The sequence below is a fragment of the Lactobacillus gallinarum DSM 10532 = JCM 2011 genome (assembly GCF_001434975.1).
In the GTDB taxonomy this organism is placed as follows: domain Bacteria; phylum Bacillota; class Bacilli; order Lactobacillales; family Lactobacillaceae; genus Lactobacillus; species Lactobacillus gallinarum.
In genome coordinates this window covers 1-25,477 of record NZ_AZEL01000083.1, presented here as the reverse complement: position 1 = coordinate 25,477, position 25,477 = coordinate 1, and the positions used below count along the sequence as shown (strand labels likewise).

Genomic DNA, 25,477 nt, shown 5'->3' with positions numbered 1-25,477 from the left:
GACATGGCCTTAATGAGGAAGTAGATCTGTCAGGCGACATTTTGATTATTGATAGCTTTCCTGTGCCAGTGTGTCAGCCAATTCGCAATCGTCGAGCAAATGGGCTATACGCTTTGGACACCATATCGTAAAAATATGAAGAATGCTCAAAAGCACAATAAGCACTATTTAATGGCATTCAGAAGGACCATCGAGAGTGATTTTTCGCTTTTGTCTTACTACAACGCTAAAAATAATCGAGCTAGAAGTTTAGCAGGTTTTCAAGAGAGACTCGAAGTTGCCATTTTAGCTTATAATATGGCATATTGTCTAGAACGATTTAACTAGCACCACGCGTATTTATAATCTTTCCTCAACCCATACAATTAGTATTATTTACTAATCTTCTGATCAAGCTATTTTTCATTTATATGTGTTAAACTGAACATGGGATGTTTTAATCAGCAATAAAATAAACACTGTAATTTAATTGCTATCCATATTATATAACAAAATAAATAGAAAAGAGAATAATATGTGTACTTCAATCATTTTTAGTCCAAAAGATCATTATTTTGGCCGCAACCTTGATTTAGATATAACTTTTGGACAACAAGTCGTAATCACTCCGCGTAATTATCCTTTCAAATTTCGCAAGATGCCATCAATTGATCATCATTATGCAATTATTGGTATTGCTCTAGATAACAATAACTATCCCTTATACTTTGACGCAGCTAATGAAATGGGTTTAGGCATGGCCGGGTTGAATTATCCTGGTAATGCAACTTACTATAAAGAAAAAGAAGGCAAAGATAATATTGCTTCATTTGAATTTATTCCTTGGCTTTTAGGACAGGCTGCTAATATTAAGGAAGCTAAAAAAATATTGTCTACCATTAACATCACTGATATCAACTTTTCTGAAAAAATGATAGCATCCCCACTCCACTGGTTAATCGCTGATAAAACTGGCAAGAGCATTGTAGTTGAAACTGATAAAGATGGGATGCACATTTATGACAATCCAATTGGCTGTTTAACCAATAATCCGCAATTTCCTAAACAATTATTCAACTTGAATAACTACGCTGATGTATCTGCCGCCACACCTAAAAATAACTTTTCAAGTCAAATTGAACTAAGCGACTATAGCCGGGGGCTTGGCTCACGTAACTTACCTGGCGGAATGGATTCTGAATCACGCTTTGTCAGAGCCACTTTTAATAAATTTAATGCGCCAATAAGTGATAATGAAGTTGAAAATGTCGACACATATTTCCATATTTTGCATTCTGTTGAACAACAAAAAGGCTTAGATCAAACAGACCCTGATACCTTTGAATATACCATTTATTCTGACGGCACTAACCTAGATAAGGGAATCTTTTACTACACAACATATACCGACAAGCAGATCAAGGTGGTTGATATGCATAAAGAAAATCTTGATGCTAATGATCTAATTGTTTTTGATATGATCAATAAGCCTACTTTTAAATATCAAAATTAAATATTAATTTTGTCTAAAAATTGGTGCTATTTTTGGTTTTCTGGTTAAAATATAAATGATTAAGTTTATAAGGAATTCTAAAATTAAATGAATAGTTATATTGTATTGCCACTAGCAATTTCAACTTTATTGCTACTTATTTTTAACATCAAAAATTCACGTCGTTTTAACTTATTTGACCATTGGCTCCACCATCAATTAGTCAAAAGACATGATGGTTATAAATGGCAAGTCATTGCCTTCATCAATGATCCTAAGTTAATGGTAGTCTGGGATGTTTTATTAGCAGGACTTTTGTTAAATGAAGGGCGCGAATTAACTGCTTTTTGGGTACTAGGTACTTTAGCATTTGCTGATATTTCAGGAATTATTTTGAAAAGGCTAATTAGACGCAAGCGGCCAATTATGCATTCTAATATGGAAACTGGCTATAGTTTTCCAAGTGGACATGTGCTTGGAGCAACTACGATGGGCTTGATCTTACTGCAGCTATTTGCCAAAACTTATGGTTTAGTCTTTGTCATTAGCATTATTGCTTTATGGGTTACGGTAATAATCTCTCGTTTAAGTTTAAAAGCACACTATCCTTCTGATATTATTGGCGCTACTAGTTTAGCAATTGCTTGCTTTAGTATTTCAAAGCAACTATTATTTGCATTTTAAAAAGGTCACTACAATGTGACCTTTTTTATTTACTCATTAAAACCTATCATCAATCCACCTTCTTCGGCATAAAAGCTGCACAAGCCGTGCATTGGCCTGATTGTAATTTGAGCATCGGGGTATTCAGCTTGAAGCTTTTCTTTAATAGTTTCAGCATCCCTTTCATTTTCACAATGATCAATTATGACTTCGCCGCCATGATAATTATCATCTTTCATATATTTCAGCAGTTCACGAATTGCTTTTTTCATTCCTCTAGCTTTAGTTAACGGCTCAAGCTTACCATCTTTACTTGCTGTACCAATTAAATTAATTTTTAAAAGACCAGCAATCTTAGCTGCAGCTGGTGAGACACGACCGTTCAAGGATAAATTATGCAGTGATTGTAAAATAAATAGCAAATGCGTATGCATTCTGAATTCAGCAATTTCTTCTTCAAGATCAACAAAACGAATGTCACCTTGAATCATCTTTTCGATGCCATGCAAAACGATGGTAAGTTCAGGTCCGGCACTTCTTGAGTCGACTACAATAATCTGACTTGAAGGATGTTTTTCTTCATACATATTTTTTGCCTGTAAGGCTGAAGAAAAAGTACCGCTCATCCCACTTGTCATTGTAACGATGATAGCTTTTTCGGTTCCTTCTAAAGCATTAAGCCAAGCTTGAATGCTAGGACAAGTAGTCTTACCGGCAATTTGATTTTGATTCATATCATTCAAAAATTCTCTGATATTCAAATTTTGATCGTCAATATAATCCTTACCGCCAAAAGAAATAGTCAAAGGTACTACTTCCACGTTGTGGTCAGGATCGCTTTTCATATTGCTACTAGAATCAATAATTAATTTAATATTCTCCATAATCGAATTCCTTATTTATCATAAACAATTATTTTAATACATGTATTATAGCGCGTTGATATAGTAATTTATTATTGTCTTTATTAATTTTTAAAATGTAAACCGCTTTCATATGTTTACATGATCACAAAGTTAGGCTAAAATTTGAATTGTAAGCGGGACAAAAATTGTTCCGTATGGTATGCAAATTTTTATACATACCATAATTTTTGAGGAGGTTTATTAATGCTCAAATCAGTTATTGAAAATGTACACGCACTCGAAATTTTTGACTCTCGTGGTAACCCAACTGTTGAAGTTCACGTTACCCTTTCAAACGGTGTCGTAGGTAAGGCTGAAGTTCCATCAGGTGCTTCAACTGGTGAAAACGAAGCCGTTGAATTACGTGACGGTGGTTCACGTCTTGGCGGTAAGGGCGTTTCAAAGGCTGTTAACAATGTTAACACTGAAATTAACGACGCTTTAAAGGGTATGGACCCATTTAACCAACCTAAGATTGACCAAACTATGATCGACTTAGACGGTACTCCAAACAAGGGTCGTCTTGGTGCTAACGCTATCTTAGGTGTATCAATGGCTACTGCTGTTGCTGCAGCTAAGGCTAGTCAACAACCTCTTTACCGTTACCTTGGCGGTATTGATCTTGAAATGCCACAAACTTTCCACAACGTTATCAACGGTGGTGAACATGCTGACAACGGTATCGACATCCAAGAATTCATGATCACTCCAATTGCTAAGACTTCATTCCGTGATGGTTTCGAAAAGATCGTTAACGTATACCATACTTTGAAGAAAGTTCTTGAAGACATGGGTTACGAAACTGGCTTGGGTGACGAAGGTGGTTTCGCACCTAACATGAAGAACTCAGAAGAAGCTTTGAAGGCTTTACACGAATCAATCGTTAAGGCTGGTTACAAGCCAGGCGAAGATATCGGTATTGCATGTGACTGTGCTGCTTCATACTTCTACAACAAAGAAGACGGCAAGTACCACCTTGAAGGCAAGGTTCTTGACGATGAAGAATTAGCTGCATACTACGACAAGCTTCTTGACGAATTCCCAGAATTAATGTCAATGGAAGACCCATACGACGAAAACGATGTTGACGGTATGGTTAAGTTCACTCAATCACACAAGGACCGTATCCAAATCGTTCTTGACGACTTCATTTGTACTAACCCAGCACTTTTGAAGAAGGCTATCAAGGAAGGTGCCGGTAACGCTTCATTAATCAAGTTGAACCAAATCGGTACTGTTACTGAAACTCTTGAAACTATCCGTATGTCACGTAAGAACGGCTACAACACTATGATTTCTCACCGTTCAGGTGAAACTGGTGACACCTTCATCGCTGACTTGGCTGTTGCTATCAACGGTGGTCAACTTAAGACTGGTGCTCCAGCTCGTTCAGAACGTGTTGAAAAGTACAACCGTTTGCTTGAAATCGAAGAAGAACTTGGCAAGGGCGAACGTCTTGCATTCTTCCCAGATGATGTTGACCACGATTAATTTCGATTAACCGAGTACAATTTCAACAAAAAGCATGTAGATTAATTTCTACATGCTTTTTTGTTTTATCTTTAATTATTATTTTTCAGTATATATCTTGCTAAAATTTTTATTTAGCTCCTTATCTTTTACTACTTTAACTATTACTGGATTAGCATTTTTAGATTGATCTAATAAAATAACTGGTTTATTCTTCATCAAGCAGAATAAATAGGTATTATGCCATGACTTAAAGTCCTCATTAGCAATGGCTACAATATTATATTGATAATTATTTTTTCCTAGTGGACTATAGCCAATCTTGATAACCTTTTTATTAAGTAAAAATCTATTCTTCTTAAGAACGTCAGGATAAGTGGGGCCATTTTTAGTTTTCAAAACACGTTTACCATCATAAAAACGATAATTTTGTCCCATTGCCTTACCCCATTGATTAACAGCTTTTTGCAATTTTTGCGTCTTTGCGGTATCCCACTTATTTACAATTTTCTTCTTAGGAGCCTTGGTCTTTTTCTTAGTGACTTTCTTTGTGTTTTTCTTTTTAACTACTTTTTTCTTTTTCGGCACAGTTTTCTTACTTGAAGATTGTGCCTTTTTTACCTTAGTTTGAGAACTTTCCTTTTTCTCACTGCCGATTGTAACTGCATCTTTTCCAAAATGCACTTGACTACAGCCAGTCAGCGTTGTCATTAAAAATAGTGTAGATATTCCTACTAAAACTTTCTTATTCATAGTTTCCTCATTTTTATCATATAACTACGAATATTATATGATAAAAGGCTTACAAATAGCTAATTTAATCAAAAAATAAGGGCTAACTAATGTCAGTCCTTTATTTTTATTAATAAATAGTTACTTGATATCTCTTAGAACGATCTTCTTTTTCAGGTTCCACTGCACTTTTTCCTACAGCCACGATTACTGTAGTTTGAAAAGCGGGATCAATTCCTAATTCTTGTTGCAGATCGTTAAAATCATTAAGTCTTGCTGCACCGCCCATAATATAAACTGAGCCTAAATCCAGATCAGTTGCTTCAAGCATAATATTCTCTGCAGCAACTGATGCATCCCGTTCACCAAATTCACTATCTTTTTTAGTATTGATCAAAAATAAAACTGGTGCATTATAACAAGAATTATTAGTTACCTCTTCTATCTTATTGCGTAGACCTTCGTCTTTAACTACAACTAAGTTCATCACATTTGCTTGGTGCATGCCACAAGGTGTGGTTTGAAAAGCGGCAATCACTTCTTGAATCTTCTCATCAGAAATTGCTTCATTAGAATATTTACGGACTGCTCTTCTATTTTCAAAAATTGAATTTACTATATATAATCCTCCTAAGCTTCCTTACATTCCTATTTTATCATTAGGTGAATTGTTGACAACGCTTTCAAAAATATTTATGATTATCTTAAAAAGTATATATTTTTACTAAGGAGATTTTTGATCATGAATTTAGCCGCAATTGATATAGGTGGTACAACAATTAAGATAGCAACTTGGAAAGATGGCAAATTACAAAATAAACATGCCGTAGATACTCCCAAAGATTTAGACACTTTTTATTCTGTTTTAACTGATGAAGTAAACAAAATAAAAGAAGATACTGATATTAAAGGTGTCGCAATCTCTGCACCCGGTGCTGTAAACCAAAAAACGGGCATTATCGGTGGTACTAGTGCACTTCCATACATTCACAACTTTAAAATTGTTGACGAATTAGAAAAACGCTTTGAATTACCTGTTTCCATGGAAAACGATGCTAACTCTGCTGCTTTAGGCGAATTAGCAGAAGGTGCAGGTAAAGGCTCCGATAGTATGGCCTTCTTCGTAATTGGCACAGGTATAGGTGGCGCCATTATTATTAACCAAAAAGTTTGGCATGGTGCTCACCTATTTGGTGGTGAATTTGGCTACATGGGGTTTGATACAGAATCCGTCAGTGACCTCGCTTCCCCAGTAGCAATGGCCAACCGCTACAATGAAAGAACTGGCAAAAAACTTGATGGTAAAACCGTCTTTGCCTTAGCAGATGAAGATGATCCAGTAGCTAGCGATGAACGTCAAACTTTAATTCATTCCCTAGCTCTGGCAATTTACAACGTTCAACAAAGTTTTGACCCTAAAAAAATTGTAATCGGTGGTGGAATTTCCAATAATCCAGAATTAATTCCATTGCTGAATCGTGAAATCGATCATATTCAAACTCAAATTAATCCATCAAGCATTAAACCTGAGATCGTTCTCTGCAGTTTAAAGAGTGATGCAAACTTACGCGGTGCGGTAGCAAATTTTGGGCAAACACATTAATAGCTAAACGCTAATTGCTATTTAACCCTTCTAAAAGGCCCAATGTAATGGGCACTTTATTTTGCAATTATAAAAAGTATAGATTTTTAATAAAAAACTATTTATTTTTATATGCATTATGCTATACTTATTCATGTAAAGAATTGAAAGCACTTACAGAGGGAAGAGAGGATCTAGATGACTGAAAAGCGCAAATTGCCATCCACATTCTTTTGGGGCAACTCAGTTTCAAGTATGCAAACTGAAGGTGCATGGAATGAAGATGGTAAAGGTCTTTCAGTTTATGATGTTCGACCCGCTACTGACAATATCAGTGACTGGCATGTAGCAATCGATGAATATCATAGATATGATGAAGACCTCGACTTACTGAAGGACATGAACATGAACATGTACCGTATTCAAATTTCATGGTCTCGTGTCTGTCCCGATGGAGATGGCGACTTCAACCAAAAGGGTATCGACTTCTATGATCGATTAGTTAATGCAATGCTTAAGCGCGGCATCCAACCAATGATCTGTCTTTACCACTTTGATATGCCGCTTAATTTAGCCAAAAAGTACAATGGCTTTATGTCACGGCATGTAGTTGACGCCTTTGTCCGTTTTGGTAAAAAGATAATCGATCATTTTAGTGATCGAGTGAAATATTGGATTGTTTTCAACGAACATAACCTATATTTCCAAGATGAAGTTTTTAATATCTCAGGTTACGAATCTGGAGATAAGAGTTTGGATGATATGTACACTATCTTCCATCACACGATGATGTGTCATATTCAATTGGCAAATTACATCCACGAGAATTACTCAGATGTAAAAATCGGTGGAATGCTTGCTTACCAACAAATTTATCCAGCAACGAGCAAGCCCGAAGATGTCTGGGCAGCAAAACAAGTACAAGAGTTTTTAAACTTTAATATTTACGATGCTGACACCGGCCGTGGCTATTCACCAGAAGTAATGCAATATGCCAAAAATCATGGCATTGAAATGGACATTACAGATGAAGACAAAGAAATAATGAAGAAAGCTAAAGCCGACTTCTTAGCATTTTCTTACTATTCATCCTGGGTTTTATCCAGCGATAAAATTCCTGAGGGTGAAGCTCCTAACCGTTACCTTAACGAAGGTGGAGTTGAATCCAAATATGTTAAGACCAACGATTGGGGTTGGGCAATTGACCCACTAGGATTTAGGAATGCAATTACTACAATGTATAACTACTACCGCATTCCTATTTTCCCTATTGAAAATGGTATCGGCCTCAAGGAAACTTGGGACGGCGAGCATATGATCGAAGATGATGAGCGTATTGCTTATCACCGCGACCATATCAAAGCTATGAAAGATGCTATTTTCGATGACGGCGCCAAGGTGCTTGGTTATCTCGGCTGGGGATTGATTGATATTCCAAGTTCTCATGCTGATATGGAAAAACGCTACGGTGCTGTTTACGTCAACAGATCAAACCACGATTTAAAAGATTTAAAACGTGTGCCTAAGAAATCATTCTATTGGTTTCAAAAGGTACTTAAAGATAATGGAGATGAATTATAATGACTGATCAAAAACAATCTGGGTTCAGTAATTTTGTGAACGGCAAAATTCTGCCACCTATTATGAAATTTGTTAATACTAAAGCTATTGTTGCTTTACAGAATGGTATGATTTATACTTTGCCATTCATTATTGTTGGTTCTATTTTCTTAATTTTATCCAACATCCCTATTCCAGCAGTGGCTAATGCAATTAATGCTTCTGGTTGGAGGGCAATTTTCAATCAAGCTTACACCACAACTTTTAACATTATGGCACTTTGGGGCTCAATTGGTATTGCTTATATTTATGTCAAAAATGAAGGCTATGAACCATTAGCTGGTGGGCTTACTGCATGTGCTTCCTTCTTAATGCTCCAAACTTTAGCAATCGACAGTCCATTAAAAGCCGCTTTAACTTCCGGTATCAATAACGGTCAAATGAGCGGCAAGGTAGTTGCTGAAAATATTGATAAGTTACCTCATGCTTTACAAACATTCTTGGAAGCTCCTGTAACTGGTGTTATCAACATCAATTGGCTTGGTGGTGACGGTATGATTGCTGCCATTATCGTAGGTCTGATTGTTGGTTGGGCTTACTCAGCAATGATGAAAGCTGGTTGGACTATTAAGCTTCCTAAGCAAGTTCCACCTGCAGTATCTAACCAATTTACTGCTATGATTCCAGCTGGTGTAATCTTAATTGTTACTATGCTTATCTTCGGTGCATTTAATAACTTTGCACACACTGATTTCTTACAATGGGTATACAAAACCATTCAATCACCATTACAAGGTGTATCAGATTCATTTGGTGGTGCAGTTGTTATCGCTTTCTTAGTACCATTCTTCTGGTTCTTCGGTGTTCACGGTGGTTTGATTGTTGGTTCCATTGCTGGTTCACTTCTTCAAGCAAACTCATTTGACAACGCTCAATTATACAGAGCCGGCAAATTAACTATTGCCAACGGTGCTCACGTTGTTACTAACGAATTCTACAACAACTTTATTAACTTAACTGGTTCTGGTATTACTATCGGTTTAGTTATCTTCATCTTAATTGCTGCTAAATCAGCACAAATGAAGTCATTAGGTAAATTGGAATTAGTACCTGGTATCTTCAACATTAACGAACCATTCCTCTTCGGTATGCCTATCGTTATGAACCCATTCCTTGCAATTCCATTCTTCTTAACTCCAATTGTCGTAGCTATCTCTACTTATTGCGTAATCAGATTTGGTATTGTTCCACCATTAAATGGTATGGCTGCACCTTGGACTACGCCAGCTGTTATTTCCGGATTCCTAATCGGAGGTTGGAAGATGGCCATTTGGCAAGCATGTACTCTAGTAATTTCTACTTTGATCTATTGGCCATTTGCTAAGAAGTATGACAATATCTTACTTAAACGTGAACAAGCAAACGAAACTAAATAATAAAAGAGGCATTTAAAATTGAATAATGAAGAAAAAATTGTAAATGAATTTGATCGTGACGGTCATCATTATAAAATTGGCGTCAAAGCCGATGGCCAAGTATCTGTATACTTAGATGATGAAACCAAAGCTCATCATGGATATCACTTCCCTGGTGTTATCCAAATCCCTAAAGGAATTGAAATCGATGGTCAAATGGTTTTACGACTCCCTATTGACTGTGATGATGCAATTGATCAAGGTATTAAAGATTTGAAATAATTCATAAAAAGAGACGTTGTTAAGCTATAAAAATAGTAAAATAATGTCTCTTTTTTACTAAAGTATAGACTTTTGCTATACAATAAAGATGTAAATCTAATATAGAAATCAGATGAAAAAACATGGCAAAGGCAAAATATCTAGAAGTAGCAAATGAATTAAGAAAAAGAATTAAACAAGGCATCTACAATAAGCAAGAGCCTCTTCCCGATCAAGAGACATTTGCTCAAGAATTTAATGTCAGTCGCTTAACTGTCAAAAAAGCATTTGATGGTCTTGAACGACAGGGTCTGGTTTATAAACAATCCGGACTTGGCACCTTCGTTACTGGAGAAATTCCAATTAAGGAAAAAATTGATGCTCCAGCTAACGCATTCATTGGTTTAAGAAATCAAATGGGTAAAGATGCCATTAAGAGTCAAATTATTCATTTCTCCGTAGAATTTCCTGATGAACAAATGCAAAAGAATCTTGAAATCAAAAAAACAGAACCGATTTATAATATTCTGCGGTTAAGACTTTATAATGATAAACCACTTATCCTTGAGCATACTCACATGCCGGTTAAATTAATTCCTGATCTTGATAAAAATATTTTGCATAAATCAATTTATGACTACATTCATAAGAATCTTAATTTAAAATTTGGACACGCCTATCGTAAGATTCGAGCTAATAAAGCAGACGAATATGATCAAAAATATTTAAATGCTAAAAAAGATGATCCTATTCTCGAATTGGAACAGATTATTTGGCTTACTAATGGTCAACCTATCGAATATTCTGTCAGCAAGAATCGTTATGATACACGTGATTATGTACTATTAGATAATAATCGTTTTTAGAGGTAATATATGGCATTCACAAAAGAATTTACTTGGGGCGGCGCTACCGCTGCTAACCAATATGAAGGCGGATATGATGAAGGCGGCAAAGGCTTAAATGCCGTTGACGTTTTAACTAATGGTTCAGCAACTGAACCACGTAAAGTAACTTGGAAAAAGCCTAATGGCGAAACAGGTGCTACACCTCTAGTTTGGGGTAAGGACTTCAGCTTACCTGAAGGAGCTGTTCCTGCTTTGCTTGATGGTTACTACTACCCAAGTCACCAAGGAACTGACTTCTATCACCATTACAAGGAAGATATTAAATATATGGCAGACATGGGCTTTGATGTTTTCCGTTTATCAATGAACTGGTCCAGAATTTTACCAAATGGCGATGATGAAAAGCCTAATGAAGAAGGATTAGCATTTTACGACAAGGTATTCGATGAATGTGCTAAGTATGGTATTGAACCATTAGTTACTTTATCTCACTATGAAACTCCCCTTTCTTTAATTACCCGCTTTGGCGGATGGAAAGATCGTCGCTTAATCGATGCTTTTGTTCATTATTCTGATATTGTGATGAACCACTACAAGGGAAAGGTTCGTTACTGGCTTACCTTTAACGAAATTAATGCGATGGATATGGCTCCATATATGGGCGGTGGCCTAATTGATGGTAGTGAACAAAATCGGGCTCAAGGTGCCCACAATCAATTTGTAGCAAGTGCTAAAGTAGTTAAGTTGGCTCACGAAATCGATCCAAATAATCGCGTTGGCCAAATGTTAGCCTACTCTGCTTACTACCCATACACTTGTGATCCTAAGGATCAAATTAAAGTTATGGAAGTAAAGCAAGATATGCTTTTCTATAGTGATGTTCAAACTGGTGGTCACTATCCAGAATATCGTTTAAAGAAGTATGAACGCGATGGAATTAAGCTGGATGATACTCCAGAGGATTACGAATTGATCGCTAAGTACCCTGCTGACTTCTTAAGTTTCTCCTGCTACACTTCAAATGTTTTAACTACTCATGAAGCAGAAGCTAAAGCATCTGGTAATGTTAGCGCAGGTGGCGTTAAGAACCCTTACCTTGAAAGTAATGCCTGGGGTTGGGCAACTGACCCAGATGTTTTAAGAATTGCTCTTAATGATCTCTGGGATCGTTACCACAAGCCTCTCTGGGTAGTTGAAAATGGTTTAGGCTCCGCCGACACTTTAGAAAAAGACAGCAAGGTCCATGATGATTACCGTATTAATTACTTGCGTAGTCAAATCAAATCTATGAGGGATGCCGTTACAATTGATGGCGTTGACTTAATGGGCTACACTACTTGGTCGGCAATTGATTTAGTATCTAACGGTACCGGTGAAATGAAGAAACGTTATGGCTTCGTCTATGTTGATCGTGATGATCGTGGCAATGGATCACTTAAGCGTTACCCTAAGGATTCATTCTACTGGTACAAGAAAGTCATCTCATCAAACGGTGAAGATTTAGACTAATTTAATCCTAAAATAGAGCCTAACTTATGAAAAAGCTAGACTCTATTTTTTTAAATAAATATAATTAAGATATAAGTAATATAGAAATAGAGAGAAGAGAAAAAATTGATAACTATTACAAGACAATTCAACTTTAAAGCTAAAGATTTCTTTGATTATTTAGAAGAACAACTAATCCCTGCTATTAAAAAAGCTAGAGGCAATGATATGCCCGTTGTTTTAAGCAAGGGTACTAAGTACGAAATGGACGGTGCTAAGGTCGAAATTACCGATTATGAGCGTAACAAGGTCTATGGTGCTCACTTCAAGACTAGCCGTCTTGAGCTCCAGATTAAGTATGTAACTGAAGATAATGCCGAAGGCGTAAAGATTACCTTCAGTGAAGATATGCTCAGCTTTGACCGTGAAAAGCATGGTAAGTTACAGACCTTGTTCTATAACTGGCAGCTTAAGATGGGCGCTAGAAAAGAATTAAAACGTATGGGTGACAACGTTTATGCCAATATGGCTGCTTAGAATCACCCTCTCAGCATGAAAAAGACCGTAGTTCGTTTGAATTACGGTCTTTTTTATGGATCAATGCTGCTATTGGTTAAATTGAGTATCAATGCTAATTAAGTAAATAATACGTTTCTGCTTCATGCATATTACTCTTCCGTTCTTATTCAATTTAAATACCCAATAATACTCGTCAACATCTTTTCGTCTACTGCTCTTTTCAAATTTGTTGCCAATTATGAATTACTACTTAAAGTTAACTAAATTAATATGAACTGAATTTTTAATTAATCAAAAAACGTTGCCAGATTAGACAACGTTTTTTATCGTTCAAAGTTAACAAAGTTTTATTTTAATTTATTAATTCTTAGCAGTATCTGCTTGTTCTTGCTTAAGCAATACATTGTCGTAGTGCTTAATGAATGGGAACCAGATCAAGAATGCAACGATCGCACAAACTACTGAAAGAACGGCACCTTGCCAACTAGCAGTTGCGATGAAACCACTCAAACCAACTGGAGTTGGCCATGGTTGTTGTACGATGATCTTAGGTACTAAATGAGTAGTTACAGCAACATAACCAATAATACCTGAAGCAAGCGGAGCACAAATAAATGGAATCAATAAGTTAATGTTATAAACGATTGGTAAACCGAAAAGAATTGGTTCGTTAATGTTAAAGATAGCTGGGACTAATTCAACCTTACCAATTTCTTTTAATTGGACTGAACGTGAACCAAAGGCAAGCCAGATAGCCATACCTAAAGTGGCACCAGAACCACCAATAATTACGAATGAGTTCATTGGGTCACCAGCGAAGAAGTGTGAAGCACCATTTACGTTAGCAGCCATGTTAGCCAAAACAATTGGCGTATAGAAAGCACTCATAATTGTGGCACCGTGAATACCAAACCACCATAAGAAGTGGATCAAGAAGATAATGATGAGGAATCCCCACCAAGTATCAGCGATATTACTAATGAATGAGAATGGAATGTAAAGAACCTTGAAGATATCAGTTCCTAAAGTTACCAAAATCAATTCAATAACTGCAACAGTTAAAGCAATACAGAAACCTGGAATCAAAGCACTGAATGAGTTAGATACACCAGCTGGAACAGATGCAGGCATCTTAATTCTCCAGTTATGCTTAACCGTGTAACGGTAGATTTGAACTGTTAACCAAGCAACTACCAAACCGGTAAAGATACCAACTGAGGCAATTCTAGTAATACCACCAGTTGAAGCTTCATAACCACCAGCAACCATCTTAGCCTTAGTAAGAATAGTAACAAATTGAATTGAACCATTCTTCCAAACAAGTTCTGGCACAGTAATGAAAAAGGCCATTAAGAACATTAATAAACCATTCATTGGTACCAAATCAAGTTTTTCTTCTTGACGGTAAATATTTGTATATGAATATGCAAAAGTACCGGCAAAGATCAATGCCAAAATACCCATAGTAGCATTGTAAACAACTTGGAATAAGTTGGTGAAACGACCTAAAGTATTTGCATAAAATTCAGCAAATCCAGGAATTGGAAATGCTTGTGGCAATACAGTTAAAATTAAGAATATTGCTCCGACAATAGAAAATGAAATAACGCTATAGCCAGCGTCCATGATAGCTCTAACAAAGCGTGATGAGGCAAATTTCCCGGCTTTTGCCGCAATCTTATCTTTGAAAGAAGCCGAATTAGAATCAGCCATATTCTTTTCCTCCTCAATATTTCTGAAGCATTCATCAAATCTGAACATCTTCATTATAACGAAAGCAATTTCTTATGTAAACGCTTTTTCTTGACATACGGTATACCTTTGAAATCAAAAGTCTTTACTTTTCCCATTATCACGGGTTTGGGGGCAAAATAAAAAAACTTATAGTTATTTATAAGTTTCTTCATATAATCTATTGTTGATGCTTCTTGAAAACTTCAATTACACGGTAATAACGATCCTTATCGTTCAAAATTTGATGAATTCTGAATTCGCATAAAGCTGCCAAAACAATTCCGATTAACAGAAAAGCAGCCATGAAATACAAAATATCATTGTTAATTACAAATGGAAAAATCATCTTTTTAAGTGGAGTAAACAAACCGATTGTTAGCAATGCATTAACTATCATCTGAACATACAAATATATTCTAGTAATTGGAATGTCACGCTTACGATTGTGCATCTTAGATAACTGCTCAAAACTAGCTACAGCAGAATAAACTCCCATAATTAGCGCAGCAAAAATGCCAAATCGTGAGCCATAATATGCACTAATAATAAACCACATCAGATTGCAAAATAAAAAGATAGTTACTATATATCTAATCATCAAATACCGACTAAAATACATGTATTTGATACTTTCACGGTGCTTAGTCTTCGCAACCTCTGCTTTTTCTCTTTCGACTTCTTTTTGATTCATATTTCTTCTCTCAATCTAAACTTAATTATTTTCATTTTAGCATTTTTGCGTAAAAAAATAGATCCCACTTTTTCGTGAGATCTATTTTTATAGCGATTACTTTTATTATTTCTTAAGAGAGCCAGACTCATATAGCTTTTCATAAAGATCTACCATTTCTCCAGCTAAGTCCCTAAAGGTAATAGCATTCATCAAGTGGTCTTGTGAGTGTACCACTAATAAAGTGACATGCATGTGGTCACCTTGTGCCTCTTTGGTAAGCATATTGGTTTGTGAATTGTGAGCTTCAAGAAGTGACTTGTCACTTTCCTTAAGCTTTTCACGTGCGCCTTCAATATCGCCTTTTTTAGCAAGACGAATTGCTTCAAAGGCTAAACTTTTTGCGTTACCACCATTAGCAATAAGGCCCATAGCAGCCATTAATGTTTCTTGTTCCTTTTGCTCTGGAGTTTGCTTTTCTTCTGCCATAAATCTGTCTCTCCTTTAATTAGTTAATTAACCCTTAATCATTTTTTCAGCTTGAGCTAAAACGTTCTTACCGTTCATCATGCCGTAGTCTTGCATGTTGATAACATCCAAAGGAATGTCCTTACCGTCTTTACCCTTGCCTTTAACTTTGTTTTCGAAGTCACCCTTCATGTAACTTACTTGAGGCCCAAGAAGAACACAGTCAATTTCCTTTTGTGCAATCTTGTCATCAGCTTCTGAAGCTGGGCAAGCAAAGATTTCTGCATCAATGCCTTGTTCCTTAGCAGCTTCTTGCATCTTAGTTACCAAAAGTGAAGTACTCATACCTGCACTACAATTTAACATAATAGTTTGTTCAGCCATAATATAAAATCCTCCTGATCATTACGTTTTATATTTAAATTTCTTTTATTGATCTACGCCAATTATTATAAAACGCTTTCATTGTTTTGTAAACAAAAATATATACTTTTGTTTTCCCATCACTAAATATTATGCATCACTTGTATGCCTTTTCAAATACATACAAGCTACATGTAAAGCATACCACTTTACTTATGAAATTGCTTACAATTTTTGTATAAAAATTAGCAACCGCTTACACAATTATAAAGAAAACTGGTAAAATAGCAATGAAACATTTTCCTTTACAATAGAGAGGAGGCTTACCCTTGAGTCGTTATCAAGAAATAGCCAATGATATAGAAAAAGATATTATTGAAAAGAAGTATGTTAGACAGTTGCCTGAGCAATTTGATTTGGCTAAGAAATATCATACTAGCCGAGTAACTATTGTTCATGCTCTTAAAATTTTGCAAAGCAAAAAATTAATCAAAGCTGTCAAGGGACACGGTACCTTCATTACTAGCAAGTCGATTCCTGATATTTTTCTTAACTCTGGTGTCAACGAACATACCGGCTTCACCAGACATGTCAATAGCGCCTTTCTATTAACTAGCAATGTAATTTCGTTTAATATTCGACGACCGAGCGCTGAAGAATGCAAAGCCTTATGTCTAGACAAAAATGATGAGGTTTATGACATTATTAGACAACGTATCTTAAATGGAAAACCAGCTAGGTTGGAATATACCGTCATGCCGATTAAGCGCATCCCCGGAATCACAATGGATATTCTGCACAAATCAGTTTACTCCTATATTCAAAATGAGCTGGGGCTTAAAATTGGCAAGGACGATCGGATCATTACCGCAGAAAAATCTGATGCCTACGATATGAAATATCTTGACTGTGCCATCGACGATCCCGTTTTATGTATTCAACAAAAAGCGTTTTTAGAAGACGGCCGTCCCTTTGAATTATCAGAATCGCGCAATCGCTATGATCGAGGCGCCTTAACAGTCAACGGTGACTAAATTCAACTTGATTTTAAAAATACACTGTGTCAGAATGACTATTGTAAACGTTTCCAGTTACATACAGAAAGAGAGGAATAATTAATGTATTCAGCAAAAATGCCAAAAAACTTTTTATGGGGTGGTGCTGTAGCTGCTCACCAACTTGAAGGTGCTTGGAAAGAAGGCGGCAAAGGAATTTCCGTTGCCGATGTTATGACAGTCGGTTCCGCTACTAAGCCACGTGAAATTACTGATGGTGTTCTTCCAGGTAAGAACTATCCTAACCACTCAGCAATTGATTTCTACCACCACTACAAGGAAGACATCAAGTTAATGGCAGAAATGGGCTTTAAGGCTTTCAGAACTTCTATTGCCTGGACTAGAATTTTCCCTAACGGTGATGAAAAAGAACCTAATGAAGAAGGTTTAAAATTTTATGACGATTTATTTGATACCTGTCATGAATACGGCATTGAACCTGTAATTACCCTCTCCCACTTTGAAATGCCATTCAATTTGGCTAAGAACTATGGTGGTTTTACCAACCGTAAAGTAATTGACTTCTTCGTACATTTCGCAGAAGTTTGCTTCAAGCGTTACAAGAACAAGGTTAAGTACTGGATGACTTTCAATGAAATTGATAACCAATCAGCATTTAACAATGACTTCTTAATGGCTACTAATTCTGGTATTCTTTTCAAAGATGATATGACTGACAAGGATAAAGAAGCTGCAATGTATCAAGCTGGTCACTATGAATTAGTTGCTTCTGCATTAGCAGTTAAGATTGGTCACAAGATCAACCCTAACTTCCAAATTGGTTGTATGATCAACTACTCACCTGTTCGTCCACTTACTCCATCAAGTGATGATGTATTATTAGCTGACAAGTGGGAGCAACGCCGTGATTGGTTCTCAGACGTTCATGTTTTTGGCGAATATCCAAATGCTGTTGAAGCTTATATCGAAAGAAATGGCTACCGTCCTGACATCACTGATGAAGATAGAATTGTCTTAAAGGAAGGTACAGTTGATTATGTTGGCTTTAGTTACTACCAAACTACTACTGTTTCAAGCGAAAAAGTTAAGCCTGATGATTTAACTGATTTAGCTAAAGCTGTAGCTAAGAACCCTACTTTGAAACGTAGTGACTGGGGCTGGGAAATCGATCCAGAAGGTTTGAGAATTGCCTTAAACCAATTGCAAGATCGTTACCACAAGCCATTGTTCATCGTTGAAAATGGTCTTGGTGCTTACGACAAGGTTGAAGACGGCAAGGTTCACGATGACTACAGAATCGACTACTTGAGAAACCATATTTCAGAAATGGAAAAGGCTGTTGAACTCGACGGTGTTGACTTAATGGGTTACCTTCCATGGGGCTGCATCGACTTGGTTTCTGCTGGTACTGGTCAAATGGACAAGCGTTACGGCTTTATCTACGTTGACAAGAATGATGCCGGTGAAGGTACTTTGGCTCGTTCACGTAAGGATTCATTCTTCTGGTACAAGAAGGTCATCGAATCAAACGGTAAAGATTTAGATTAAAATAATTATCTTAATTACTAAAAAAGAGTTAGGTGAAATTCATCTAACTCTTTTCATTTGGCCTTTTTAACTTATTATGGCAAATCATTACCGGCTGCTAAATACAAATCGTACCATTCTTGCTTAGTTAATTGAATGTCGCTACCAGCCGCTGAATCCGCAATATGCTGAGGATTCATTGAACCAACCAAGATTTGAATCTGTCCAGGACAACGCAAAATCCAACTGGCTGCAATTGCATTTTTACCTACTTGATAATGTTCGGCTAACTTTTCTAATTCTTCATTTAATTGCGGAAACTTCGAATTATTGATAAAGGTTCCTTCAAACATACCATATTGGAATGGTGACCAGCACTGCAATGTGATTCTGTGCCTCAATAAGTAATTCCACGTTTGGCCATCATGATCTACTGACTTTTCATCGGTCATGTTGGTATGAACAATACTATCAAGCATCCCCGTATGCATCAAGCCAAACTGCAATTGGTCAAACATAATTGGCTGCGTCACTGCTGTTTTAAGCAATTCAATTTCACTAGCATTAAAGTTAGAAACACCAAAGAAGCGCACCTTCCCTTGTGCCTGCAATGTATCAAAAGCCTCTGCTACCTCCTCTGGATCCATCAAAATATCGGGCCGGTGCAGAACCAAGCTATCTAAGTAGTCAACCTGCATTCTGTCTAGGATGCCATCTACAGCAGTCAAAATATATTTTTCAGAAAAATCATATCGCTTGCCTGGTACAATCCCTGTTTTAGATTGGATGAAGAGCTTATCTCGGCCAATCTTTGTTTCTTTTAGTGCCTGCCCAAAAACTGTTTCTGACTTTCCACCGCCATATATATCGGCTGAATCGATAAAGTTAATTCCTTTTTCATAAGCTGCACTAATTGCATCCACCGCTTCTGTTACGCTTTTTTGATCCATCCGCATAATGCCTAAAGCCATAGCCGGAATGGAAAGCGTAGATGGTCCCATTTTAATTTGTTTCATAGTTATTGCCTTTCTGTGTATATCAATATTCTTATTATAAGATCAATGTAAGCGGTTTTACAAATATCTTAAATTAAAATACTTCTTGTTAATTAGACATGCTAAAATGAATGTAATTAGTTAGAAAGGTTCAAAAAATGAAACAAATATATTTTAATCATGATGGTAACATTGACGATTTAGTATCTTACCTGCTTCTTTTGCAAGCTCCTGATATCAAATTGTTAGGTGTTGGTGCAATCGATGCCGACGGTTTTATCGATCCCTCTGTTGCAGCATGCCGTAAGATGACTGATCTTTTTAATCTGCGCGGAGATAAATTAGCAGTTGCCCGTTCAAATTCAAGAGCTGTCAACCAATTCCCACACGACTGGCGCATGGCTACATATTCCTTTAATTATTTACCTATCTTAAACGAAAAGGGTTCGATCGATACTCCACAAGCTGAATTACCTGCTCACCTTGATATGGTTGAAAAACTTAAGCATGCAGAAGAACCAGTCACATTAATTATGACCGGTCCTTTAACTGACTTAGCACGTGCTCTTGATGTTGACCCAGATATTGAAAAACATATCAAAAAACTTTACTGGATGGGCGGCTCTCTTGATGATCATGGTAACGTAGCCATGGTTAACGCAGATGGCAGTCAGGAATGGAATTCATTCTGGGATCCATACGCCGTTAAACGCGTTTTTGATTCCAATATTTCAATTCAAATGGTGGGCCTTGAAAGTACTGAAGAGATCCCATTAAATGATGAATTGCGGCAACACTGGGCAAGTTTACGCAAATATCCAGCTATGGATTTAGTTGGCCAAGGCTACAGCCTAATTATCTCAATCCCTTCTGCTGAACTTTACCTTTGGGATGTACTTACTACAGTTAGTGCATTGTATCCAGAAGTTGTTAAAACTGAAAAAGCTAAGGCTACAGTTATTACTGATGGAATGAGTGCTGGTAGCTTTAGACGTGATCCTAACGGTCGTGAAGTTGACATCGTTACTAAAGCAAACAAGGAATTATTCTTCCAAAAGATGGATGAAATTCTTGAGAGAACTAAGTAATAACATTACCATGAACAATAAAAGCATCCCGGAATTGGGATGCTTTTTAATTAAATTGCCTTAATAAACTTTTTATATAAAATCACGGCAATCCACGCCGAAATAAATGAAGGTAAAACGACAACCACTAGCAAATTCGGATCTAGGAAATTACCTACTCTAATGAAGTGAGTAATCGTACTGATATGCTTAATATTGCTGAAAATTGCCTGATAAACCGTCACATAAATCAGCGACCATTGAATATAATATTCAACCAAAGCCAAAGTCGTCGTCGAAAACTTGAAAACATGAGCGGCCACTCGCATTCCCCAATAGATAAACATCCCGGAAAGTACCACAAATGCCGCCAGCAACAAGAAGAGATTCCCTAAATTCACATGATCCTTATCCTGCATCATGAAATATGCAATTACAAAAAAGAGCAAAAAGTTAACTGTACTAAAGAAAATTTGAGCAAGAAATAAAATTGCCGCCTTCAAAAATTCAAATTTATGCTCCGAACGAAAAAGGGCAATAATCAAGATGATAATTGCTCCAATAACAAAGTATGTTGTAACGTGCATTAATCTTCCTCTACTTTTTTGCTTGCTTTAGAGCATCCGTAACTGCTTCTTTAACTCCATTTGAAGTAAAAGTTGCACCACTTACCGCATCGATATCTGCAGATTGCTTAGTCAGAATTTCATTTTCAAGCTGCTTTTCTGCTTTTTGACCATATTGTGGCGTTTCAGTAGATAAATCTAAATCAGCTGCCACGATTTTTTGATCCTTAACAGTTAACTTCACTTTAACAAAGCCTGCCATGCCTCTTGCTTCAGCATCATATATTCCATCTTTTAACATAAAAATTCCCCTTTTAAAATAAAAAAACGCCCTCATACATATTGTACAATACATACAAGAGTAATTTTTTCAAAAAATGTAAAGATATAAGTATACCATTAACTATCAATAACTGATATACTTATGTGCGGGTTATAATTTCTATAAGTCCTTATTATAATCCATCATTACAGGTAGTTGAATCCCCTTCTACCTGTTTTTATTATAGTATAAAATAACAAATGTCGTTAAATAGCTAAAAAAGTTTTTTATTACACTATCTCTCAATAGTTACGTTAAAATTGTAGAGGGGATTATAGTTTTTTCATTTGAAGAGGTAAAACATGTATCCAGATAATAATATTCTTACATATTTAAAATGGCGTGGAGACATTGACTTTAGTACATCGCCTTTCAATGATATTGATGCACTTGTTTTATCTATTTTTTCTTATCTTGAATTGCATGATATTGTTAGTGGCGATGCTAAAACAATTACTGTAGATGAAGCAGCTAAGCTCTATTTTGCAGATGATCACCCACGTAATGATAATTTGCAATATCAAGAACTATTTAAATTAATGGCACGAGCCGAGCGTTTTAAAAAGGCGCAATTATCTTATTTTACTAGCACGTTAACTGAACATACTCAATTTAGTGCCATTAAAATCGAATTAACTGATGGAACTAATTTCGTCGCCTTTCGTGGTACAGATGATTCACTTATCGGTTGGAAAGAAGACTTTGAAATTAGTTTCAGAATTACTGTTGCACAAAAGCAAGCAGTTAAATTACTCGAACGTATTTTAAAAGCGGACAATCAAGATTATTATCTTTGTGGTCACTCAAAAGGTGGCAATTTAGCCGAATATGCTGCAATTAATATTGAGCCCAAACTTCGTAAACGAATTAAGCGGATCTACACTTTTGATTCTCCTGGTATCGCTGAAGAAGTAGGTGCACAGCTTCCATTAAAATATCTACAAAACACGTTAAGAAGATTTGTGCCAGAGTTTAGCGTTATCGGCCGCTTATTTGAACCTGAAGGAATCCATCCAACTATTGTGAATAGTACGCGCAATAATTTGAGTCAACATGATACTTTCAGTTGGCAAATCATTGGTTCGAGCTTTGATACTAAAAGGCATAGAAATCCGCAATCAAAAGTTTACAATCAACTAATCAACCAATGGATTGGAAACGCAACGCTTGAAGAACGCGAATCTCTAACCAATGATTTATTTGCTGCACTAGGCGCAAGTGGCGCTACCAAGATCAACGAATTAGATAAAAATGGTTTCGGTGGTTTTGGGGCTATTCTGCTGTCATTCACAAATTCTTCTCGTAGAACTCGCTTCGTTTTTGGCTCCTTGTTTTCATCAATTTGGCAAACAATCAAAAGTCGCCATCTAACTAAAGTACTGTTTTCGACTGATACAATCGTTGGTTGGATCCTGGTAGTGCTGGGTATCATCAGTTTAACCATGCCTCAATATGCATTACGTGCTTTTGGTGTTCTAGTAGCATTTGCTGGAATTGGCTTTAGTGTCCATCAAATTTTAGATACGGCAAATTCTAGTTTAAAAGAGAAGCAGAAACAGTTCTTTATTATTTCATACTTAGTTGTTTTTGCTCTATCAACGGCTTTAATTTCTAATAATCGTTTGTTAATCTTCTTAGCTCACTATTTCTTGGGAATATTTTTAATTATTTATTCTTATGTCAGACTGCGGCAACTAATTCTTCATAGAATATCAGGCGTATTCCGGATCACAGTCGTGGCTACGGAAGCAGTTATCGCCTTTGCCTTAGGAATTATCGTCATCATTAATCCACGAGCATTCGATCGCAAATCTATCCTGATAATGGGAATTTTATTAATTATCTACGGTTTCTTCAAACTTATTGGAGAATTATTTGATCAGCGGCCCAAGATGCCAAAAAATCACAGATGAAAAAGGCAAGATGGATTTTTCCATCTTGCTTTTTCGTTAATCAAAAACAGTTTGCCAATTGGGATCTTTGGATGCCTCATAACACATCTTTATTTGTTCAGGCGTATTTCGACCAAGTGATAACTTAGGCAGATTATTTAATGAAAAGTAACGACAATCTGTAGTTTCAATGTTCTTTTCGAATTCGCCACCTATTACCTTGCACAAATAAAAAGCTTTTATAATTCCAGTAGCTCGAATTGGCTTATTATGTTTATTTCGATCTTGTAAAGCGATCAATTTAATTGGTTTGACATCTCTACCTGATTCTTCTTTTGCTTCCTTAATACAGTTTTCTTCTGTAGAAAGATTGGCTTCACACCAACCACCCGGAAGTGACCAATCGTCAGATAGTTTCTCATGAACTAATAAAATCTGATCATCTTTAAAAATTGCAGCTCTTGTCTCTATTTTTGGAGTCTGATAACCTTCATCACCGCAAAATAAAGTTTTCACCTTTTCAATTGGTATCTCTGTTTTAACAGTCATCATTTCAGCCGCAATTTGGCGAATCTGTTCATATCGTTCACGATCAAAGACATCATGACCATATTTCAAACCATTTTGAGCAATGCTCTGTAATTCAATTGCCCAATCAGTAAATTGATCTCCTGTTTTCATCTTTAGCCTCTATCTTTTAATAAAAGTGTTAGATTTAATATGTTTTAAAATGCTATAACCTACGCTTTTAATTTGATTTTTACTACCATATGACTGATTTAAAAACATCACAATTCCATTTTTATTGTCTGTAGTAAGTTGCATCCAATTAGTAAAATGAGTATCTCCAAAATTACCATAAGCTAATTTCAGTTTACCACCATCTTTTAAATAAAAACCGCCAGAGTATGTATTAACTTTGGATTTTAAATGACTTAAATAATTGAATTTCTTCTCAGTTAAAACTTTGCCATTATGCAATCCTCGTTGAATCTTATAATAATCACCAGCGGTAGAGAATAAGTTTCCCGCACCTGTAAGTTGAGACACTACATATCTATTAGCATAAGAAGCGCTTTGATAGTTTTTACCATGACGATAAAGATATGAAATAGCATCTGTCTTTGAACGAGGAATATTTTGATAAATATATGTATGTTTTAAATGAAGTGGTTTAATAATTCTGCTTTTTACGTTTGCTGCATAAGATTTGCCTGTTACCTTGCGAATGATACCTGCAAGCAAAACATAATTGGCATTATTATAATTAAAAGCTCCCCGCTTGGTGTGAGATGTAGCATTGGCCTTAACAACAGTCCAATTAATTGCGCCCTTTTCAGAGAAATTAATACCATGACTAGACTCGGTACCAATCACATTAATTCCTGAAGTATGGGTCATTAATTGACCTACTGTAATATGCTTAGCCTGCTTTAATCTTGGATACCAACGTGAGATTTTAGTATTTTGTGAAAACTTCTTTTGATAAATTAACTGCGTAATAATTGCCGCCGTTACAGATTTTTGCAATGAGCCAACAGGATATAGTAATTTCTTATTACCATTTTTAATTTTACGTCTGTAGTAGCCATAACCAACATTAACTGTTTGACGATGTCCATCCTTAACAATTTCAATCGTGCCGCGTAAATGATGCTTATTCATTGTTTTAACAGCATATTTACGTAATTGACTATTAGAATATGTCTTGGCATTAACTGTTGCGCTATTACCTAAAAAAATAAATGAAGATAAAAATGAAATGGCTAACATTATCTTTTTTGACTTCAATCTAAAAAATCCCCCTCTGCCATTTAATCCTGAAATATTCTACCACAAAATTAAAAGCACAAATATTGCCTACTAAACAATATTTGTGCTTTTTTCTTTTCGCCGATTGTAAAATCAAATTGAACACTTTAGAAAAATAAAAAGTCCATCTG

At 36.1% G+C, this 25,477-nt stretch carries 26 protein-coding genes and 2 pseudogenes; 16 read left to right on the top strand and 12 right to left on the bottom strand.

Going from position 1 to position 25,477, the window contains the following annotated elements; all coding sequences use genetic code 11:
* The 4 genes and pseudogenes from FC37_RS11025 to FC37_RS09870 all read left to right on the top strand — a co-directional run.
* Positions 1–89: pseudogene (locus tag FC37_RS11025) on the top strand (IS982 family transposase); the annotation flags it as partial.
* A gap of 10 nt (positions 90–99) precedes the next feature.
* A pseudogene (locus FC37_RS09880) lies at positions 100–327 on the top strand (IS982 family transposase); the annotation flags it as partial.
* A 187-nt stretch (positions 328–514) separates the two neighbouring features.
* Positions 515–1,492: a choloylglycine hydrolase gene (gene bsh, locus FC37_RS09875; protein WP_056945645.1), complete on the top strand. Its 978-nt coding sequence runs from the start codon at positions 515–517 to the stop codon at positions 1,490–1,492.
* Positions 1,493–1,579: 87 nt separating this feature from the next.
* Entirely contained in the window at positions 1,580–2,155 is a 576-nt protein-coding gene (locus FC37_RS09870; RefSeq protein ID WP_025006137.1) for a phosphatase PAP2 family protein, read from the top strand.
* A gap of 29 nt (positions 2,156–2,184) precedes the next feature.
* Here FC37_RS09870 and FC37_RS09865 read toward each other — a convergent pair whose 3' ends face one another.
* A complete protein-coding gene (locus FC37_RS09865) occupies positions 2,185–3,018 on the bottom strand; it encodes a DegV family protein (RefSeq protein WP_025006138.1) in 834 nt (277 codons plus the stop codon).
* Between the two features lie 225 nt (positions 3,019–3,243).
* On the opposite strand from FC37_RS09865, the gene eno reads away from it, so the two are divergent.
* Positions 3,244–4,530, top strand: a complete 1,287-nt coding sequence (gene eno / locus FC37_RS09860) for a phosphopyruvate hydratase (RefSeq protein WP_025006139.1) — start codon at positions 3,244–3,246, stop codon at positions 4,528–4,530.
* A 78-nt stretch (positions 4,531–4,608) separates the two neighbouring features.
* Here eno and FC37_RS09855 read toward each other — a convergent pair whose 3' ends face one another.
* Positions 4,609–5,262 (bottom strand): DUF4767 domain-containing protein, encoded by a 654-nt coding sequence (locus FC37_RS09855; RefSeq protein WP_056945644.1) that lies wholly within the window; start codon positions 5,260–5,262, stop codon positions 4,609–4,611.
* A gap of 109 nt (positions 5,263–5,371) precedes the next feature.
* On the bottom strand, positions 5,372–5,860 hold the full coding sequence (locus FC37_RS09850) for a nitroreductase family protein (protein WP_025006140.1): 489 nt from the start codon (positions 5,858–5,860) through the stop codon (positions 5,372–5,374).
* Positions 5,861–5,983: 123 nt separating this feature from the next.
* On the opposite strand from FC37_RS09850, the gene FC37_RS09845 reads away from it, so the two are divergent.
* The 7 genes from FC37_RS09845 (at position 5,984) to FC37_RS09815 (ending at position 12,932) form a co-directional block, all read left to right on the top strand.
* Entirely contained in the window at positions 5,984–6,844 is an 861-nt protein-coding gene (locus tag FC37_RS09845) for an ROK family protein (protein ID WP_025006141.1), read from the top strand.
* A 177-nt stretch (positions 6,845–7,021) separates the two neighbouring features.
* Complete coding sequence (locus FC37_RS09840; protein WP_025006142.1) at positions 7,022–8,404, top strand: glycoside hydrolase family 1 protein; 1,383 nt, start codon at positions 7,022–7,024, stop codon at positions 8,402–8,404.
* Entirely contained in the window at positions 8,404–9,819 is a 1,416-nt protein-coding gene (locus FC37_RS09835) for a PTS sugar transporter subunit IIC (RefSeq protein WP_056945643.1), read from the top strand. The genes FC37_RS09840 and FC37_RS09835 overlap by 1 nt, the downstream gene beginning before the upstream one ends.
* An 18-nt stretch (positions 9,820–9,837) precedes the next feature.
* Entirely contained in the window at positions 9,838–10,080 is a 243-nt protein-coding gene (locus FC37_RS09830; protein WP_013437702.1) for a hypothetical protein, read from the top strand.
* A 122-nt stretch (positions 10,081–10,202) separates the two neighbouring features.
* Positions 10,203–10,925 carry a GntR family transcriptional regulator gene (locus FC37_RS09825; protein WP_025006143.1) on the top strand — a complete coding sequence of 241 codons (723 nt, stop codon included), beginning with the start codon at positions 10,203–10,205 and terminating at the stop codon, positions 10,923–10,925.
* Between the two features lie 9 nt (positions 10,926–10,934).
* Complete coding sequence (locus tag FC37_RS09820; RefSeq protein ID WP_025006144.1) at positions 10,935–12,416, top strand: family 1 glycosylhydrolase; 1,482 nt, start codon at positions 10,935–10,937, stop codon at positions 12,414–12,416.
* Positions 12,417–12,521: 105 nt separating this feature from the next.
* On the top strand, positions 12,522–12,932 hold the full coding sequence (locus FC37_RS09815; RefSeq protein WP_025006145.1) for a DUF3284 domain-containing protein: 411 nt from the start codon (positions 12,522–12,524) through the stop codon (positions 12,930–12,932).
* Between the two features lie 342 nt (positions 12,933–13,274).
* On the opposite strand, the gene celB is transcribed toward FC37_RS09815, so the two are convergent.
* The 4 genes from celB to FC37_RS09795 all read right to left on the bottom strand — a co-directional run bounded on the left by celB (position 13,275) and on the right by FC37_RS09795 (position 16,170).
* Positions 13,275–14,627 (bottom strand): PTS cellobiose transporter subunit IIC, encoded by a 1,353-nt coding sequence (gene celB / locus FC37_RS09810; protein WP_025006146.1) that lies wholly within the window; start codon positions 14,625–14,627, stop codon positions 13,275–13,277.
* Positions 14,628–14,826: 199 nt separating this feature from the next.
* On the bottom strand, positions 14,827–15,339 hold the full coding sequence (locus tag FC37_RS09805) for a hypothetical protein (RefSeq protein ID WP_025006147.1): 513 nt from the start codon (positions 15,337–15,339) through the stop codon (positions 14,827–14,829).
* 105 nt (positions 15,340–15,444) lie between these two features.
* On the bottom strand, positions 15,445–15,807 hold the full coding sequence (locus tag FC37_RS09800; RefSeq protein WP_014918983.1) for a PTS lactose/cellobiose transporter subunit IIA: 363 nt from the start codon (positions 15,805–15,807) through the stop codon (positions 15,445–15,447).
* Positions 15,808–15,834: 27 nt separating this feature from the next.
* Positions 15,835–16,170: a PTS sugar transporter subunit IIB gene (locus FC37_RS09795; protein ID WP_025006148.1), complete on the bottom strand. Its 336-nt coding sequence runs from the start codon at positions 16,168–16,170 to the stop codon at positions 15,835–15,837.
* Positions 16,171–16,478: 308 nt separating this feature from the next.
* Here FC37_RS09795 and FC37_RS09790 point away from each other — a divergent pair, with 308 nt between their 5' ends.
* Both FC37_RS09790 and FC37_RS09785 read left to right on the top strand, forming a co-directional pair.
* Positions 16,479–17,183: a GntR family transcriptional regulator gene (locus tag FC37_RS09790; protein WP_025006149.1), complete on the top strand. Its 705-nt coding sequence runs from the start codon at positions 16,479–16,481 to the stop codon at positions 17,181–17,183.
* Between the two features lie 84 nt (positions 17,184–17,267).
* Entirely contained in the window at positions 17,268–18,713 is a 1,446-nt protein-coding gene (locus FC37_RS09785) for a 6-phospho-beta-glucosidase (protein WP_025006150.1), read from the top strand.
* Positions 18,714–18,787: 74 nt separating this feature from the next.
* Here the strand turns inward: FC37_RS09785 and FC37_RS09780 are convergent, their stop codons facing one another.
* Complete coding sequence (locus tag FC37_RS09780) at positions 18,788–19,708, bottom strand: aldo/keto reductase (protein ID WP_056945642.1); 921 nt, start codon at positions 19,706–19,708, stop codon at positions 18,788–18,790.
* 137 nt (positions 19,709–19,845) lie between these two features.
* Here FC37_RS09780 and FC37_RS09775 point away from each other — a divergent pair, with 137 nt between their 5' ends.
* Positions 19,846–20,775: a nucleoside hydrolase gene (locus tag FC37_RS09775; protein ID WP_025006151.1), complete on the top strand. Its 930-nt coding sequence runs from the start codon at positions 19,846–19,848 to the stop codon at positions 20,773–20,775.
* Positions 20,776–20,825: 50 nt separating this feature from the next.
* Here FC37_RS09775 and FC37_RS09770 read toward each other — a convergent pair whose 3' ends face one another.
* Positions 20,826–21,341 carry an SA1002 family membrane protein gene (locus FC37_RS09770; RefSeq protein WP_056945641.1) on the bottom strand — a complete coding sequence of 172 codons (516 nt, stop codon included), beginning with the start codon at positions 21,339–21,341 and terminating at the stop codon, positions 20,826–20,828.
* A 10-nt stretch (positions 21,342–21,351) separates the two neighbouring features.
* Complete coding sequence (locus tag FC37_RS09765) at positions 21,352–21,621, bottom strand: FMN-binding protein (protein WP_025006152.1); 270 nt, start codon at positions 21,619–21,621, stop codon at positions 21,352–21,354.
* Positions 21,622–21,944: 323 nt separating this feature from the next.
* On the opposite strand from FC37_RS09765, the gene FC37_RS09760 reads away from it, so the two are divergent.
* Entirely contained in the window at positions 21,945–23,555 is a 1,611-nt protein-coding gene (locus tag FC37_RS09760; RefSeq protein WP_025006153.1) for an Mbeg1-like protein, read from the top strand.
* 36 nt (positions 23,556–23,591) lie between these two features.
* On the opposite strand, the gene FC37_RS09755 is transcribed toward FC37_RS09760, so the two are convergent.
* Complete coding sequence (locus FC37_RS09755; protein ID WP_025006154.1) at positions 23,592–24,215, bottom strand: NUDIX hydrolase N-terminal domain-containing protein; 624 nt, start codon at positions 24,213–24,215, stop codon at positions 23,592–23,594.
* Positions 24,216–24,224: 9 nt separating this feature from the next.
* Positions 24,225–25,307, bottom strand: a complete 1,083-nt coding sequence (locus FC37_RS09750) for a serine hydrolase domain-containing protein (RefSeq protein ID WP_035434467.1) — start codon at positions 25,305–25,307, stop codon at positions 24,225–24,227.
* Positions 25,308–25,477: the final 170 nt, after the last annotated feature.

What these genes read in the sequence shown, in the direction of transcription:
- FC37_RS09795 (WP_025006148.1), bottom strand. Translation starts at nt 16,170, where the DNA reads ATGGCTGAACAAACTATTATGTTAAATTGTAGTGCAGGTATGAGTACT.
- FC37_RS09845 (WP_025006141.1), top strand. Translation starts at nt 5,984, where the DNA reads ATGAATTTAGCCGCAATTGATATAGGTGGTACAACAATTAAGATAGCA.
- FC37_RS09870 (WP_025006137.1), top strand. Translation starts at nt 1,580, where the DNA reads ATGAATAGTTATATTGTATTGCCACTAGCAATTTCAACTTTATTGCTA.
- FC37_RS09750 (WP_035434467.1), bottom strand. Translation starts at nt 25,307, where the DNA reads ATGTTAGCCATTTCATTTTTATCTTCATTTATTTTTTTAGGTAATAGC.
- FC37_RS09800 (WP_014918983.1), bottom strand. Translation starts at nt 15,807, where the DNA reads ATGGCAGAAGAAAAGCAAACTCCAGAGCAAAAGGAACAAGAAACATTA.
- FC37_RS09760 (WP_025006153.1), top strand. Translation starts at nt 21,945, where the DNA reads ATGTATCCAGATAATAATATTCTTACATATTTAAAATGGCGTGGAGAC.
- FC37_RS09780 (WP_056945642.1), bottom strand. Translation starts at nt 19,708, where the DNA reads ATGAAACAAATTAAAATGGGACCATCTACGCTTTCCATTCCGGCTATG.
- FC37_RS09855 (WP_056945644.1), bottom strand. Translation starts at nt 5,262, where the DNA reads ATGAATAAGAAAGTTTTAGTAGGAATATCTACACTATTTTTAATGACA.
- FC37_RS09825 (WP_025006143.1), top strand. Translation starts at nt 10,203, where the DNA reads ATGGCAAAGGCAAAATATCTAGAAGTAGCAAATGAATTAAGAAAAAGA.
- bsh (WP_056945645.1), top strand. Translation starts at nt 515, where the DNA reads ATGTGTACTTCAATCATTTTTAGTCCAAAAGATCATTATTTTGGCCGC.
- FC37_RS09865 (WP_025006138.1), bottom strand. Translation starts at nt 3,018, where the DNA reads ATGGAGAATATTAAATTAATTATTGATTCTAGTAGCAATATGAAAAGC.
- FC37_RS09835 (WP_056945643.1), top strand. Translation starts at nt 8,404, where the DNA reads ATGACTGATCAAAAACAATCTGGGTTCAGTAATTTTGTGAACGGCAAA.
- celB (WP_025006146.1), bottom strand. Translation starts at nt 14,627, where the DNA reads ATGGCTGATTCTAATTCGGCTTCTTTCAAAGATAAGATTGCGGCAAAA.
- FC37_RS09805 (WP_025006147.1), bottom strand. Translation starts at nt 15,339, where the DNA reads ATGAATCAAAAAGAAGTCGAAAGAGAAAAAGCAGAGGTTGCGAAGACT.
- FC37_RS09840 (WP_025006142.1), top strand. Translation starts at nt 7,022, where the DNA reads ATGACTGAAAAGCGCAAATTGCCATCCACATTCTTTTGGGGCAACTCA.
- FC37_RS09765 (WP_025006152.1), bottom strand. Translation starts at nt 21,621, where the DNA reads ATGTTAAAAGATGGAATATATGATGCTGAAGCAAGAGGCATGGCAGGC.
- FC37_RS09775 (WP_025006151.1), top strand. Translation starts at nt 19,846, where the DNA reads ATGAAACAAATATATTTTAATCATGATGGTAACATTGACGATTTAGTA.
- FC37_RS09755 (WP_025006154.1), bottom strand. Translation starts at nt 24,215, where the DNA reads ATGAAAACAGGAGATCAATTTACTGATTGGGCAATTGAATTACAGAGC.
- FC37_RS09820 (WP_025006144.1), top strand. Translation starts at nt 10,935, where the DNA reads ATGGCATTCACAAAAGAATTTACTTGGGGCGGCGCTACCGCTGCTAAC.
- eno (WP_025006139.1), top strand. Translation starts at nt 3,244, where the DNA reads ATGCTCAAATCAGTTATTGAAAATGTACACGCACTCGAAATTTTTGAC.
- FC37_RS09785 (WP_025006150.1), top strand. Translation starts at nt 17,268, where the DNA reads ATGTATTCAGCAAAAATGCCAAAAAACTTTTTATGGGGTGGTGCTGTA.
- FC37_RS09770 (WP_056945641.1), bottom strand. Translation starts at nt 21,341, where the DNA reads ATGCACGTTACAACATACTTTGTTATTGGAGCAATTATCATCTTGATT.